The 13,633-nt window shown below is 55.1% G+C and carries 12 protein-coding genes; 7 read left to right on the forward strand and 5 right to left on the reverse strand.

Translation table 11 applies throughout. The features are described 5' to 3' along the window. Positions 1–6 precede the first annotated feature (6 nt). The 3 genes from RTH74_RS10080 to RTH74_RS10090 form a co-directional block, all read right to left on the reverse strand. A complete protein-coding gene (locus RTH74_RS10080; RefSeq protein WP_045733421.1) occupies positions 7–348 on the reverse strand; it encodes a P-II family nitrogen regulator in 342 nt (113 codons plus the stop codon). Positions 349–362: 14 nt separating this feature from the next. Beyond that, a complete protein-coding gene (locus tag RTH74_RS10085) occupies positions 363–1,952 on the reverse strand; it encodes an efflux RND transporter periplasmic adaptor subunit (RefSeq protein ID WP_045733422.1) in 1,590 nt (529 codons plus the stop codon). A 153-nt stretch (positions 1,953–2,105) separates the two neighbouring features. Continuing rightward, on the reverse strand, positions 2,106–3,374 hold the full coding sequence (locus RTH74_RS10090) for a TolC family protein (protein WP_045733423.1): 1,269 nt from the start codon (positions 3,372–3,374) through the stop codon (positions 2,106–2,108). A gap of 571 nt (positions 3,375–3,945) precedes the next feature. On the opposite strand from RTH74_RS10090, the gene RTH74_RS10095 reads away from it, so the two are divergent. The 7 genes from RTH74_RS10095 to RTH74_RS10125 all read left to right on the forward strand — a co-directional run bounded on the left by RTH74_RS10095 (position 3,946) and on the right by RTH74_RS10125 (position 12,186). After that, a complete protein-coding gene (locus RTH74_RS10095; RefSeq protein WP_061239415.1) occupies positions 3,946–4,620 on the forward strand; it encodes a heavy metal response regulator transcription factor in 675 nt (224 codons plus the stop codon). Beyond that, positions 4,617–6,020 (forward strand): heavy metal sensor histidine kinase, encoded by a 1,404-nt coding sequence (locus RTH74_RS10100; RefSeq protein ID WP_045733424.1) that lies wholly within the window; start codon positions 4,617–4,619, stop codon positions 6,018–6,020. Before RTH74_RS10095 ends, RTH74_RS10100 begins: the two co-directional genes overlap by 4 nt. 129 nt (positions 6,021–6,149) lie before the next feature. After that, positions 6,150–7,409: an OprD family porin gene (locus RTH74_RS10105; RefSeq protein WP_059392064.1), complete on the forward strand. Its 1,260-nt coding sequence runs from the start codon at positions 6,150–6,152 to the stop codon at positions 7,407–7,409. Positions 7,410–7,623: 214 nt separating this feature from the next. After that, positions 7,624–8,523 (forward strand): LysR family transcriptional regulator, encoded by a 900-nt coding sequence (locus RTH74_RS10110; RefSeq protein ID WP_017679356.1) that lies wholly within the window; start codon positions 7,624–7,626, stop codon positions 8,521–8,523. Between the two features lie 216 nt (positions 8,524–8,739). Then, positions 8,740–10,029: an OprD family porin gene (locus RTH74_RS10115; RefSeq protein ID WP_059392063.1), complete on the forward strand. Its 1,290-nt coding sequence runs from the start codon at positions 8,740–8,742 to the stop codon at positions 10,027–10,029. A 341-nt stretch (positions 10,030–10,370) separates the two neighbouring features. Then, a complete protein-coding gene (locus RTH74_RS10120) occupies positions 10,371–10,703 on the forward strand; it encodes a DUF2790 domain-containing protein (protein ID WP_017675718.1) in 333 nt (110 codons plus the stop codon). 157 nt (positions 10,704–10,860) lie between these two features. Then, positions 10,861–12,186: an OprD family porin gene (locus tag RTH74_RS10125; RefSeq protein WP_059392062.1), complete on the forward strand. Its 1,326-nt coding sequence runs from the start codon at positions 10,861–10,863 to the stop codon at positions 12,184–12,186. A gap of 171 nt (positions 12,187–12,357) precedes the next feature. Here the strand turns inward: RTH74_RS10125 and RTH74_RS10130 are convergent, their stop codons facing one another. Both RTH74_RS10130 and RTH74_RS10135 read right to left on the reverse strand, forming a co-directional pair. After that, complete coding sequence (locus RTH74_RS10130; RefSeq protein ID WP_059392061.1) at positions 12,358–12,801, reverse strand: DUF411 domain-containing protein; 444 nt, start codon at positions 12,799–12,801, stop codon at positions 12,358–12,360. Then, the gene (locus RTH74_RS10135; RefSeq protein WP_059392060.1) at positions 12,791–13,633 is read right to left on the reverse strand and encodes a c-type cytochrome; all 843 of its coding nucleotides are present in this window, start codon (positions 13,631–13,633) and stop codon (positions 12,791–12,793) included. Before RTH74_RS10135 ends, RTH74_RS10130 begins: the two co-directional genes overlap by 11 nt.

Genomic DNA, 13,633 nt, shown 5'->3' on the forward strand with positions numbered 1-13,633 from the left:
TTTCCCCTAAAGCGCAGCATCACCGCGCTCTCCAGTACGGATGCGCAATGCGTCGGTCAAAGGGGCCACGGCGACGATTCCATCACCGGGTACACCTGTGTGGGCGGCCTTCTCGATGGCATGGACGATCTCATCGGCAACTTCTTCTGAACAGAACGCCAGCAGCACGAGATGCTGATGGGCGTCGGGGTTCCACTCGTCGGCGATGTAGCTGTGATCCTTGCCGTGGCCACGTGGATGACCATGGGCGGGCAGGATGGTAAATCCAGGCAGGTGTGGCAGTGCATGCAAAGCTTGCTCGACGGCCTCAAGCCGGATCGGGCGAAAAATAGCTGTAACTTGTTTCATAGCTCGACTCCGAATTAGTGGTCATGGCTCGCGCCGGCTTTGCCAAGCTCAGCTTTGATCAGGAAGCTGTTCTTCAGCGCGTATCGATCGCCCGCCTTCAGACCCGAGATAACCTCGACGAAGCGGCCGTCGGATTTGCCCAGCTCAAGAGGCCGAGCTTCTAGCTGGTTATCGAAGCGGCCGAACACTACCTGCCAATCGCGAACGGTCTGGATCGCTTCGACCGCTACTGCAACGGGAACGTTGTTCTCCTCGGCAATCACCTCGACCGTCACTGGCAAACCAGGCCGCCATAGCCGATCTGGGTTAGCTAGCACGATGCGAGCAGTCGCTGAGCGGGTTTGCGCCCCAACCAGAGCGCTGACATAGGAAATGGAGCCCTTAGCCGTGGCGGCGAATGCGCTGGAGCTCACGACAACGTTTTGCCCTTCGGCGATTACGCCCAAGTCTTTCGCCGCGACGGTTGAGTCCACCCATACGGTCGACAAATCCGAGACGGTAAAGACTGCGGAATCCTCTTTGAGTACTTCACCAACAGAGATGCTTTTGCTGGTTATCACGCCATCGATAGGGGCACGAATCTCGAATTCGGTGAGATTCTGGCCTTTGGCCGGTGCACCGCCCAGCGAAGCGATTTGTTGCTGGACGCGCTGCACTGCGATAGCAGCTTCCTGCATGGCAACTTGCGCCTGCAGGAAGTCCTGCTCGGCGGAAATCTTCTCTTCCCACAATTGCTTTTCACGTGCATAGGTCGTGCGGGCAAGCGCAGAGCGTTGCTGGGCGGCCAGTAGCTCGCCACGCAGTTCGGCCAGCGCCTGGCTGGAGATTTTGGCCAATACCTGACCCTTGCTGACCGTATCGCCAGCACTAACCGCCACCGAGTCGACGCGCCCGGCAAGTTGCGGGGTCACCTGAACCGTGCGGTCACCGTTGTAACGAACCTCGCCGAGCACTTGCAGCGTGGAGGCGATTTTCGCGGGACCAGCAGTGGCGAGCGTGACGCCACCCTGCTCAAGCTGCGCATCCGTCATGGTCACGCGGCCCTCAACCTGCTCGTAACCGAACGAATAGCTCTTGCCACTGTGCGTGGCGCTGATGGAAACCTGGAATGAATGCGGCTCTACAACCGCGGCATCGCCACGTAGGTAGTTATTCTCTTTGCTGAAATTGATGATTTGCGCAGGTTGGCCAAGACGCAACAAGGTCACTTGCACCGTGCTTTCAGCAGGATTTAGAAGCTTGCCGTCCAGGTAGGTATAGAGCCTGAACTGAGGCTCTACGCCCTCCTCAAAAATCGTCACTTCAAGCGCATAATCACCCTCGGTGAAAAGCTTGCCGCCATGCTCGCCCTTGGTGGGTTCTACAGTTTCATGGTGCTCTTTATCTGCATGCTCATCGGCCTCTTCATGCTCGTCGGCCGAAGCCTCCCCGTGGTGCTCGGGATCTGCGTGAGCCGATACATCCTCATGACTCTCATCATGGCCATGGCCTTCCTCCCCGGACTTACCAGGGCTACCACTTAGAATCAGGCCCGCCACGGCTAAACCGATGACGACAACAGCCACAATCATCAGCCACTGCTTTCTGGGAGTTGTTGATGCCATTGGTAACTCCAAATTATCAAAAGTATTGAATTTGATTCATGCCCAGGCGGCGACTAAACGCGCTCAATAAACATGCAGCCGCCAGGAAAGCAGGCGAGGCTTCATGTCGCATGACGCGACCGTCTAAGGCGTTATGTAGGTGCGCAGAGATGCTTATTTTTTGAATTCGATGTTGAGTTGGGAGCCGTAAATCTTCTCCAAGCTCACCCAGGCCGAGATAGCTTCATCCAGGGTATTCAGGTACTGGGAGCGCATGCTTACGAGGGTGCGCTGAGCATCGAGTACATCGATAAAGGCAAACTTGCCCATCTCGAATCCACGTACTGCGCCCTCTACTGCTTGCTGCGCGGTCGGCAGCAGTGTGCCGCTGATCGAGTCGACTTCACTTCTAGCGCTTTCCCACTGCTCAAATGCCTGCTGGGCTTCCGCGCGCAGGCGGAGTTCTGCGGCATTGCGCAAATCCCGCGCTTGGTCAGCTCCTTGAGCAGCGGCCAGCACATTGCCTTGGTTACGGTTGAACAACGGAATAGGCATCGACAAGCCGAGCAAATTGACGCGCTCGCCAAGCCCTTCGTCGTATTGGCTGCCAACACTGACGGTGAGGTCTGGAATGCGCTGCGACTTTTCGAGTTCCAAGGAAGACTCGGCACGCTGGATGTGCGTGCTGGCCAGCCGTAGGTCCGCTGTATCTGTTATGCGTGCAAGCATCTCAGCCTGCGACGGCAGGTACGGCAGGCGCTCAAGATCACCCTCGACATGCGCGAAGTTCGGTGTCTCGGCACCCGTTATGAGCGCCAGTTGCTTGTAGGCATTGCTTTGATTGAGGCGTGCGCGATTCAGCTCCAGTTGAATTTCCGAAAGCTGCACCTGAGCACGCGAAATTTCGATTGGCGAAGCCTTGCCGGCCTTTACGCGCCCTTCGACCACCTGAAGTCCGCGACGGGCAAGGTCTAACGACTGAGTGGAAAGCTGCAGTCCTTCCTGGGCACGCAGGGCTGAGTAAAAGGCCTGGATGACCTCAGCGCGCAAGATGTTTTTCTTACGCTCCAGATCAATCGCCACCGCGTCCTGATCACGCTCAGACACATCAATACGCGCGCTACGCTTGCCGCCCAGCTCAATTGGCTGAGATACCTGAATGCTGGTAACGCGCGACTCACTGCGCGTGTCCTCAACGCTCCAGGACAACTCAGGATTCGGGATCAGCCCAGCTTGAGTACGAGCACCTTCGGCAATACCTGTATTCCATTGTGCTGCAGCGAACTCCTGGTTCTCAGTGAGCGCTTGCGCCAACGCCTCATCAATCGTTATTGACTGCCTTGTTGATTCGGCAGCAGTTGTTGGAACTGGAGCAATTAACAATGCAGCCAGTAGCCCTGATAACACACAGAACTTACCTACTCCAACTCCATGTCCGGCCATTGTTTTTACATGCACTTAAAAGTCCTCCGCAGAACTAACTCTGCTGGAATATAATGAAGGCCTTTATATTTATTAATCCCGAGGGATATCGAGGATCATTACTTGGGAAAATAAGTAGAAAGCCAATTCCCGGCAGAATGTAGTGCTCCACGCCTATCAGCAAGGTGACTGGAAAATTACAAATACGTTATCCAGCACCTTTCCAAGTAGGCCTGTATTAGTATTGGCAGCGCTCAAGAGAGCAGGCGATTTAGCGCCCAGCAACAACTAGAAACAAACACAGTTAAATAGCGGTTGCCTCGCGTGTAGCGCCCCGGGCAGCCCTGCCAGTCAAAAGTTGGGGGTTTTGGATAAGGGCAAGTACTGCGACACGTTGTCGCTTAACACCTTGGAGCCATGCGAAATAGGCATTACAGCTTGACCCTAAAGCCGCTTCAGGCTTTAGCCTTGGAGCAACCTGAAAAGCCGTAGGTCATATCCGTGACCGCCGATGAAAGAATTAAAACCACTCCGCAGCCACAACAAAAGAATATCTAAAAAATACTGGCTGCACATTTTAAGGTGAATTTTTATGCGAATCCTTATTGTCGAGGACGAGCCCAAGACTGCCGAATACTTACACCAAGGTTTAAGCGAAAGTGGCTATGTAGTTGATAAGGCAGCCACTGGCGTGGACGGTCTCCACCTTGTTAGGCAACACGCTTACGACTTGGTAGTGCTTGATGTAAACCTGCCTGAAATTGATGGCTGGGGCGTGCTTGAGCATATACGCAGTAACAGCAGTACACGCGTGATAATGCTGACTGCACGCGGGCGCTTAGTGGATAAAATTAAAGGCCTGGATTTGGGGGCAGATGATTATTTAGTCAAACCGTTCGAGTTCCCTGAATTACTTGCGCGAGTTCGTACATTGCTACGGCGAAGCGAGCAAATTCCAGTACCGGAAGTGCTGCGGGTAGCCGACCTTGAGCTTGATCCGGCGAGGCACCGCGCGTTCCGTGGTGAGCAGCGCATCGACCTGACCACTAAAGAGTTTGCGTTGCTGCACCTACTGATGCGCCGCTCTGGGGAAGTGCTATCGCGCACCCAGATCATTTCGCTGGTCTGGGATATGAATTTTGACTGCGACACAAACGTCGTCGAAGTCTCCATCCGCAGGCTACGCGCCAAAATTGATGATCCGTTCGATAACAAACTGATCCACACCCTCAGGGGTGTTGGGTACGTGCTTGAGGAACGGGCATGAAGCCGGCCAGTCTATCCATGCGCCTTGGCCTGTCGGTCAGCGTGATGGGGGCGGCACTGGTTGTTCTGCTAGCGGCACTCGCCTACTTCGCGCTTACCCATGAGCTGGACTCGTTGGCCAAGCAGAGTCTTGACGGCAAACTGGAGCAGATTCAGCACAATCTCGCCGAAGACATGAGTGCACATGCAATTGCCCAGCAACCTCACGAGTTGCTGGATCTGGTCATGGGGCATGACAACCTGCACCTGACGATCTACGGGAAAAAGTCAGGCACCAAATTACTCCTGAATCTGGGTGAGAAATCCAGGGAGCCCATTCTTGCCAACATACCAGCAGGCGATACCCCTAGTTACCAAAGCTGGTCGGATACTGAGGGAAACAACTTCCTGACCGCATCCAAGGTGATGCTGCTCAACGACGGCGACCACGTCAGGGTCTTACTCTCAATTGATCGATCTGCCGACGAAGCACTGCTCAGTGCCTACCTCAAGTCAACACTGATCGCACTCCCTCTTCTGCTCGCGCTGATTGGCATGGGCGCATGGTGGATCGTGCAGCGAGGCCTTTCTCCGCTCCGGCAATTTCGCCAGGTTGCATCGCTGATCTCCACACAGGATCTGACCCACCGAATTTCCGTGGATAAGCTTCCACAAGAACTCAGCGCGCTGGCCCACGGCATCAACTTCATGCTGCATCGACTTGATGGCGGCGTTCAGCAGCTATCGCAATTCTCTGATGACTTGGCCCATGAGTTGCGTTCGCCCATCACCAACCTGATGGGCAAAGCCCAGGTAACTCTCTCCAGAGAGCGTCCGCCAGAGGAATACAAAGCCGTACTGGAGTGCTGTACAGAAGAGCTTGAGCGCGTCACCCGGATTGTTTCCGACATGCTGTTTCTCGCTCAAGTCAGCCACCCGGCGTCCCTGGTTCCCTTCGAGAAGATTGCCCTAGAAGATGAGGCAAGACGCGTTGTGGATCTGTTCAGCATCTCCGCGGAAGAGAAGCAGATCAGCCTGAGCATTGTCGGAGCAGGCCTAACCTTCGGTGATCGGCTGATGGTGCAGCGCGCGATTTCAAACCTGTTGTCCAATGCGATTCGACATAGCCCCATCGGCGCAAACATTTCGTTGCTGATCGAAAAGCACAGCGAAACCGTATCGTTCTCGGTGGAAAACCCCGGGATTGGCATTCCCGCACAGCACATCCCTCATTTGTTCGAACGCTTCTACCGTGTCGATACCAGCCGCTCTCGTGCCGAAGGTGGAACAGGGCTTGGCCTGGCAATTGTTCGCTCGATCATGAGCCTGCATCAGGGCACGGTCGAGGTCAGCAGCCTGCCAGGCAGCTTCACCGTGTTCCGTTTGATCTTCCCCAAAGTCCGCAATGGTTCCTCGACCTAGACCCTGCAGGCGTACAGGCATAACGACCAGCCGAAGATTGGCTGCAGAGGAACCCGCCCCTATTCGGAGAGCACGGCATACAGCGACGGCTCCCCGATATGCCAACCCCCTGAGCATGGAGAAACAACAATGAAGAAGACCCTCTTGGCAGTCGCGGTGAGTACTGGGGTACTCAGTCTTAGCCAGCCAGCCTCCGCTGAATTTTTTGCAGACAGCAAAGCCGGTCTGGAAGCGCGTAACTTCTATTTCAATCGCGACTTCCGCCAAGACTCAGCCAGCCAATCAAAGCAGGAGGAATGGGCCCAGGGCTTCCTGCTGCGCTACGAATCCGGGTTCACCGAAGGGACAGTCGGCGTGGGCATCGACGCTATCGGCATGCTTGGCCTCAAGCTGGACTCCAGCGCCGATCGCTCAGGCTCGGGCCTGCTCAAGCGCGATAAAGAAGCACCTCGTGCCGCGCAGGATGAATATGGCGAGATGGGTTTAACCGCGAAGCTACGTGCTTCGAACAGCGTGCTGAAATTAGGCACGCTGCAACCCAAGCTGCCAACCGTCCAAGCGAACGACTCGCGCCTACAGCCACAGACCTTTCAGGGCGGACATCTCAACTCGCTGGAGATTGACGGGCTTACCTTTGATGCAGGCCAGCTCAAGCAAGTAAGCCAGCGCGACTCCTCCGATAGCGAAGACCTCAGCATTACCAGCGGCTCTGCCCGCGCTATCAGTGGCGGTGGAACCCAGACGAGCGATGAGTTCAGCTTTGCCGGGGCGACCTACAAATGGAACAGCAACCTGACCACTGGCTACAACTACGGCAACCTGGACGACTTCTACAAACTGCATATTTTCACTGTCCTGCATACCTTGCCGCTAGGTGACAAGCAGTCGCTAAAAACTGATCTTCGCTACGCCCGCTCCACCGATGAAGGCAACAGCAACGTCGACAACAAGGCATTCGGAGCAATGTTTACCTACGCCTTTGGTGGCCACGCCCTCGGTGTTGGCTACCAGAGCATGAGCGGAGACACCGGCTACGCCTACATCAACGGCACCGATCCGTTCCTGGTCAACTATGTGCAGATCGGCGACTTCGCCAACAAAGACGAAACCTCATGGCAGGCCCGCTATGACTTCAACTTTGCCAGCGTTGGCATCCCTGGCTTGACGTTCATGACCCGTTACCTGACTGGTGACAATATTGATCTAGGCGCAGGCAGCGCCGATGGTAAGGAATGGGAGCGCAATACTGACATCGCATATGTCTTCCAGGACGGTGCGCTGAAAAACCTGGGTGTGAAATGGCGCAACGCCACACTACGTTCAACCAATTTCGGCAACGATGTTGACGAGAACCGCCTGATCGTCAGCTACACACTTCCGCTGTTGTAATCATCAAACCTCAGCGCGGAACTAGTAGTCGAGTGCCGCGCTTAGAACCGCCCGCGCTGATAAAGTGATACTGCCGGAAGTTCAATTCCAAACATAAAGCTCCTCCCTCCATCAGATTACAAATAAGTAATCCTGCTGCGATCCTGGCGTTAGGTTCGTCTCGTTAAGCTCAAAGTACATGCATTTTGCTTGGCACGAGCTTTGATCGCCCCCCATGTTCGACCCTCTCACCATCGACCACCAACTAGCACAGATTTTCTTGACCAGCGCGCGCTGCGCCTGCTTTAGGCAGGCTGCACGCAGCCTAAACTTACATATCGTGCCGATGCGCAAAAAACTCAGGAAGCTGGAGGCAACTGTAGGTACCCCGCTATTCCTTTATAAAGGACGCGAGCTCAGCCTGAGCGCAACAGGACGTGAATTACAACAACTACTGATCCAGAAATTCGGTGACCTGCATCCAGAGGACGTCAGTGTCCAGCGAGCTCTGGTACGTCTTGCGGTGCCGACGGCACTGCTCACCGACCTGCTGGCCCGTGATTTGATCTCCTGGCTGCGTAATGACGCGGCCGTGAGACTAGAAATCATCCCACAGGAGGGCGAGCCCGAGAGGCTGGCAGAGGTCATGATTTGGATCACCGATCCCGGCACGCCAAGACCGACTCCAAGCTTTGCAATGACAACACCATTGATGCTTGCACGAATTCCCTATCGTGCCCATATGGCCAAACGTTATGCGGGTAAACGCCTACCGAGTTCTGTAGCCGACCTCAAGGATTTCATGCTGGTTCAGCTCGCGGGAAACACAACGGTTGACAGTTTCGAACCATGGAATCAGCTGATCCGTCAGCGCCAAAGCGCGGTCATTCAAGTGCATTCACAAGAGTGGGTCGTTGACTTGCTGCGTAACTCCTCCTGCATTGGCCTGCTACCTGGCTACATCTCCCATGTAGACCGTAACCTGCTGCCCCTTGACGAGTTATTCGAGACTGCCTTGGAACGGGTGGTCTGGATTTCAACGTCCCCGCTGGCAGCAGAGCAATCAGAAGTGCAGACACTGGTATCGCTCATCTACAAAGCCTTTGAAGATCGCCACAACTGGTTCACTCAGTAGCCCTGAGTAGTCCACAAGCAGCTAATTCACCAAATAGTCATCTCGCTGAAACAAACAAAAGTTTCCACTCCTGCATTGAAACCCTCGCCCTGTAAGGCTTTCATTCGCCCTCTCGATCATTGAAATAAAAATGTCATCGAAAGTATGTGCAAGTGTAATACGCCTACCCGAGCCTGCCCCACGTCTACCACACATGTTTTCGACGAGGATAATTACATGCTCATTGCTACCCCCAACTCTCAATGGCTTAACCGAGTCACGTGCGGGCTCCTGCTGAGCGCTGGAGGACTCGGTCTCAGTCAACCAGCGGCAGCTGATTTTTTGGCAGATAGCAAAGCTGGTCTGGAAGCGCGCAACTTCTATTTCAATCGTGATTTCCGCCAAGACTCAGCTAGCCAGTCAAAGCAGGAGGAATGGGCCCAGGGCTTCCTGCTGCGCTACGAATCCGGCTTCACTGAAGGGACAGTCGGCGTGGGTATCGACGCCATCGGCATGCTGGGTCTCAAGCTGGACTCCAGCGCTGATCGTTCAGGCACGGGCCTTCTAAAACGCAACAAAGAAGCACCTCGTGCAGCGCAGGATGAATATGGTGAGATGGGCTTAACCGCGAAGCTGCGCGCTTCAAACAGCGTGCTGAAACTGGGCACGCTGCAACCTCGACTGCCAACCGTCCAAGCAAACGATTCGCGCCTGCTGCCACAGACCTTTCAAGGCGGGCACCTGAATTCGCTGGAGATTGCCGGCCTGACCTTCGATGCCGGCCAGCTCAAACAAGTAAGCCAGCGCGACTCATCCGATAGCGAAGACCTCAGCATTACCAGCGGCGCAGCCCGCGCTATCAGCGGCGGCGGAACCCAGAATAGCGATGAATTCAACTTCGCCGGAGCAACCTACAAGTGGAACAGCAACCTAGCCACCGGCTACAACTACGGCAATCTAGACGGTTTCTACAAGCAGCATATTTTCACGGTCCTGCACACCTTGCCGCTAGGTGACAAGCAATCGCTGAAAACTGATCTGCGCTACGCTCGCTCCACCGACGAGGGCAACAGCAACGTCGACAACAAGGCATTCGGGGCGATGTTCACCTATGCATTTAGCGGTCACGCACTCGGTGTTGGTTACCAGAGCATGAGCGGAGACACCGGCTACGCCTACATCAACGGCACCGATCCGTTCCTGGTCAACTATGTGCAAATCGGTGACTTCGCCAACAAAGACGAAACCTCATGGCAGGTCCGCTATGACTTCAACTTTGCCAGCGTTGGCATCCCTGGCTTGACGTTCATGACCCGTTACCTGACCGGCGACAATATTGATCTAGGCGCAGGCGGTGCCGATGGTAAGGAGTGGGAGCGCAATACTGACATCGCCTATGTCTTTCAGGACGGTGCGCTGAAAAACCTGGGCGTTAAATGGCGCAACGCCACACTACGTTCAACCAACTTCGGCAACGACGTTGATGAGAACCGCCTGATCGTGAGCTACACCCTTCCACTGCTGTAATTAGCAATAATCCGTGCGTTGCACTGTTTGTGCAGCGCACGCATTTAGCGAAATGCACAGACGGCGACTATGGGGAGCCGCCAAGAGTGCATTACTACCGCTAACGATCGCCTCACCAAAGCTGACTTTCCAATGACCCACTCACTGATACCTGGGTAGAAATTGTTATCTTCGGTAGCCGACGCCTGTAATTGCTCTGACGAGTGCCAAACATAACTGACGTATCAAAACCTTTACTCTCAAAGAGTTTAGATCCATTACAGGAATGTAATTCTCGCTTCACGTTTGTGACAGGGTCTTGCGTTTATATTTTAATCACCACCTTGAAGGAGTGATTAAACATGAAAAACCTCAAAGTCATTGCTGCACTTTCCGCTATGGTTGTTTCCTCTGCAGCTCTGGCAGAAGGCGGCGCTGATCGTGTCTATGGTCGGATGATTCAGGCCAATGAGCAGGCCATGCAAGAGTATGCTGCCGCTAACGGAAAGAATCCGCCTGAAGTTATTCATTACCGCTACGGCATGAAACTCGATATCGCCAGGGTCGTGGCCACTACCCCGACGGACTCTAGCTGCGGTGTGATGCCGGCCCAGATGACCTACGAGGACTCCAATGGCGATCTGAATATTCTTGAATACCGGGCAGCCGGGACAGGTTGCCGTAATCAAAACTAGATAAATGACATCGCGCTGACTGAAATGTAATTTCCAAGTCACCCTGACGTTATTTGGCATGTGGAAATATGACCAAGGCGTGCCTGGCTATGCCCGGCGCGCTTGGCACATATATGCGACCACACAATGACAACTGCCAATAACATCAGGAGCATTTATGAATAACAGAACCCTGTTAGGACTTTCTCTGCTCACTCTGAGCGTCAGTACCGGGCAAGCTGCAATGGCCGCCGGCGAGAAAGGCGAGGGATTTATCGAAGGCAGCAGCCTGACCATTCTCAATCGAAACCTCTACTTCAACCGCGATTTCCGTAAAGGCCAGTCCAGCAGCTCGGGTAATGGCTATTCGGAAGAGTGGGCGCATGGCGTGATAGGCCGATTCGAGTCTGGCTACACCGAAGGCACCGTAGGCTTTGGTGTCGATGCCTTTGCAATGCTGGGACTCAAGCTGGATACAGGCGACGGTCGCTCTGGTGCAGGCGGCTCAGTCGATGTGATGCCGTATAACAGCCTCGGGCAGGCTGAGGACAACTACTCCAAGCTGGGCGGTGCAGTAAAAACACGGTTCATGGATACCGAAATCAAGGCAGGCGATGTCTTTCCTGTCAGCCCGGTCGTCCAGTACGGTGATGCGCGGCTTTTACCGGAGAGTTTCCGCGGCATCACCGTGGCCAACACCAGTGTGGAAGGACTGTCGCTTCAAGGCGGTCGCCTTCATTCGATGAGCCAACCCAACAGCAGCAGCATGCGTGACGGCTTCGCCACCTTCTACGCGGGCGAAGTCGACTCTCCATGGATCGCCTATTTCGGCGGTGACTACACGCTCAACGACAACCTGGGCTTCAGTCTCTACACCAGTCGGCTCAAGGATGCCTGGAATCAATACTATGCGGGCACCACGCTGAGCTATCCGCTTGCGGACGATGTCACCTTGATCGGTGGGTTGAACTACTACAAGGCAGTTGATGAAGGGAAGCAGCTCCTCGGGAGCTTCGATAACAACATCTGGAGCGGTAAGGTCGGCATCCAGTTCGGCGCGCACACCGTCCTGGTTGGACTCCAGCGCAACAACGGCGATGACGACTTCGACTACTTGCGCCAATCTGACTCCATCTACCTCGACAACTCCATTCAGTACAGTGACTTCAACTCGCCCAAGGAGAAGTCATGGCAGGTGCGCTATGACCTGGATATGGAGCCTTTCGGTGTGCCCGGACTGAGCTTCATGACTCGATATGCTCAGGGCTGGGATGCCGACTACAGCAACGCAAACGAAGTCTATATGCGCCGAGATGACAATGGCGATCCGTTGACCAACCAGAAGCGCTGGGAACGTGACATCGAGGCCAAGTACGTTGTGCAGTCTGGATCACTGAAGGACATGTCCTTCCGCATTCGACAAGCCACGACTCGCGCCACTGACTTCGAGTCGGATTTGGATGAGTTCCGCTTCATCGTCGAGTACCCACTGGAAGTGCTTTAACGCCAGTGCGCGAGCGGTGTGAATGCCGCTCGCATTTTGACTCTGCTGTCCCCTCTAGTGCTCCTTTGGTTTGGAGACAGCCCTTGGCGCCCGTCGGGCGCCTTTTTTACTTAGGGGAAGTGTGAAGAAGATCGGCCACTCGTTCCCAAGCGGCCGCGGTGGAATGGGCTGCTACTCGGCGGGATATTCTGCAACGACCTGATCGGCACCCGTCTTGGTCAAGCCAATGACCTGGTAGGCATGCTGTACGCCATCGACTTCCATGCCGGGGGAGCCCGCCGGCATCCCGGGAACAGCGATGCCCAGCAGATCATCGCGCTTGGTGAGTTCGATGACCTGAGCCGCCGGCACATGACCTTCGACGAACTTGCCGTCAATCACCGCGGTGTGGCAAGACGCTAACCGTGGCGCGACGCCCAGTCTTTGCTTCACTGCTGTCATGTTGCTTTCAACATGGTCGACGACTTTGAAGCCATTCGCTTCGAGGTGTGAAATCCACTTCTTGCAACATCCGCAATTGGCATCACGATGGACATCAATCGTCAGGGCATCAGCTGCTTGAACCGCAGACGTGACGGAGAGAGCGGCCAGTAAGGCCAGATATTTAGCTTTCATGTACGTGCTCTTTGCCATCGGCGTGGGTGTGGGTCTTGGGCGAGGCGTTCGGAGCCTGCTCGGCGTGATGATCACCTCCGTTGGACGACGCCTCATCTCCAGCATGGTGGTCATCGCCACTCATATCCGAATGGTGACCTGCCTTAGGTGCGGAGCCACCCTCGCTATCCGTAGCCGCGGCATCGTGATGACCAGGCTCTCCAGCATCACCTGATCCATGATGGTCATCGCCACCGCCACTATTGTCATGATGGCCAGGCTTGTTGTCGCCGTGCTGTCCTTCATGGTTATGCATCTGCGTTTCCCCACCACCGTGCTGATGGCCGCCACTGGATGCGACGAGTGTTTGGTATTGCTTGGCATCCATCGTCGGCAGTTGGTTGAGGAAGGCAACCATGCCCCAGATGTACTCGTCTCCCATGCTCTTGCCCCACGCAGGCATACCCGTTGCCTTGATGCCATGCTTGATCACCCAGAACGCTGCTGACGGATTGCCATCGACACCGATCTTGGCGAGGTTGGGAGGAGCAGGATAAAGCGATTGGCTCAACTCGGTCTCCGCCACACCTGGCGCCAAGTGGCAGCCGATGCACATGGAGTTGTAGTTGCCCGCACCGGCGCGAATAAGAGCTTTATCATCCAGGTTAGGAACCTCGATGTCCCGCGAACGGACCTCGATAGAGCGGTCACGGGCCATTGTGAGAAACGCATACACCGCAGGAAAATGGGGATCGTCGGCCCCCACATTGACCACGCCAAAATAGGCGCCGGCCAGGACAGCTGTGCTACCGACCACGCCGGCCGCCACCAAAGTTTTAATTGTTCTTTTCAT

Origin of the sequence: Pseudomonas sp. zfem001 (genome assembly GCF_032621725.1) — a bacterium.
Lineage (GTDB): Bacteria > Pseudomonadota > Gammaproteobacteria > Pseudomonadales > Pseudomonadaceae > Aquipseudomonas > Aquipseudomonas sediminis.

Coding starts and splice junctions, on each gene's coding strand:
- RTH74_RS10135 (WP_059392060.1), bottom strand. CDS start 13,633: ATGAAAAGAACAATTAAAACTTTGGTGGCGGCCGGCGTGGTCGGTAGC.
- RTH74_RS10095 (WP_061239415.1), top strand. CDS start 3,946: ATGCGAATCCTTATTGTCGAGGACGAGCCCAAGACTGCCGAATACTTA.
- RTH74_RS10080 (WP_045733421.1), bottom strand. CDS start 348: ATGAAACAAGTTACAGCTATTTTTCGCCCGATCCGGCTTGAGGCCGTC.
- RTH74_RS10105 (WP_059392064.1), top strand. CDS start 6,150: ATGAAGAAGACCCTCTTGGCAGTCGCGGTGAGTACTGGGGTACTCAGT.
- RTH74_RS10090 (WP_045733423.1), bottom strand. CDS start 3,374: ATGGCCGGACATGGAGTTGGAGTAGGTAAGTTCTGTGTGTTATCAGGG.
- RTH74_RS10120 (WP_017675718.1), top strand. CDS start 10,371: ATGAAAAACCTCAAAGTCATTGCTGCACTTTCCGCTATGGTTGTTTCC.
- RTH74_RS10115 (WP_059392063.1), top strand. CDS start 8,740: ATGCTCATTGCTACCCCCAACTCTCAATGGCTTAACCGAGTCACGTGC.
- RTH74_RS10110 (WP_017679356.1), top strand. CDS start 7,624: ATGTTCGACCCTCTCACCATCGACCACCAACTAGCACAGATTTTCTTG.
- RTH74_RS10100 (WP_045733424.1), top strand. CDS start 4,617: ATGAAGCCGGCCAGTCTATCCATGCGCCTTGGCCTGTCGGTCAGCGTG.
- RTH74_RS10085 (WP_045733422.1), bottom strand. CDS start 1,952: ATGGCATCAACAACTCCCAGAAAGCAGTGGCTGATGATTGTGGCTGTT.
- RTH74_RS10130 (WP_059392061.1), bottom strand. CDS start 12,801: ATGAAAGCTAAATATCTGGCCTTACTGGCCGCTCTCTCCGTCACGTCT.
- RTH74_RS10125 (WP_059392062.1), top strand. CDS start 10,861: ATGAATAACAGAACCCTGTTAGGACTTTCTCTGCTCACTCTGAGCGTC.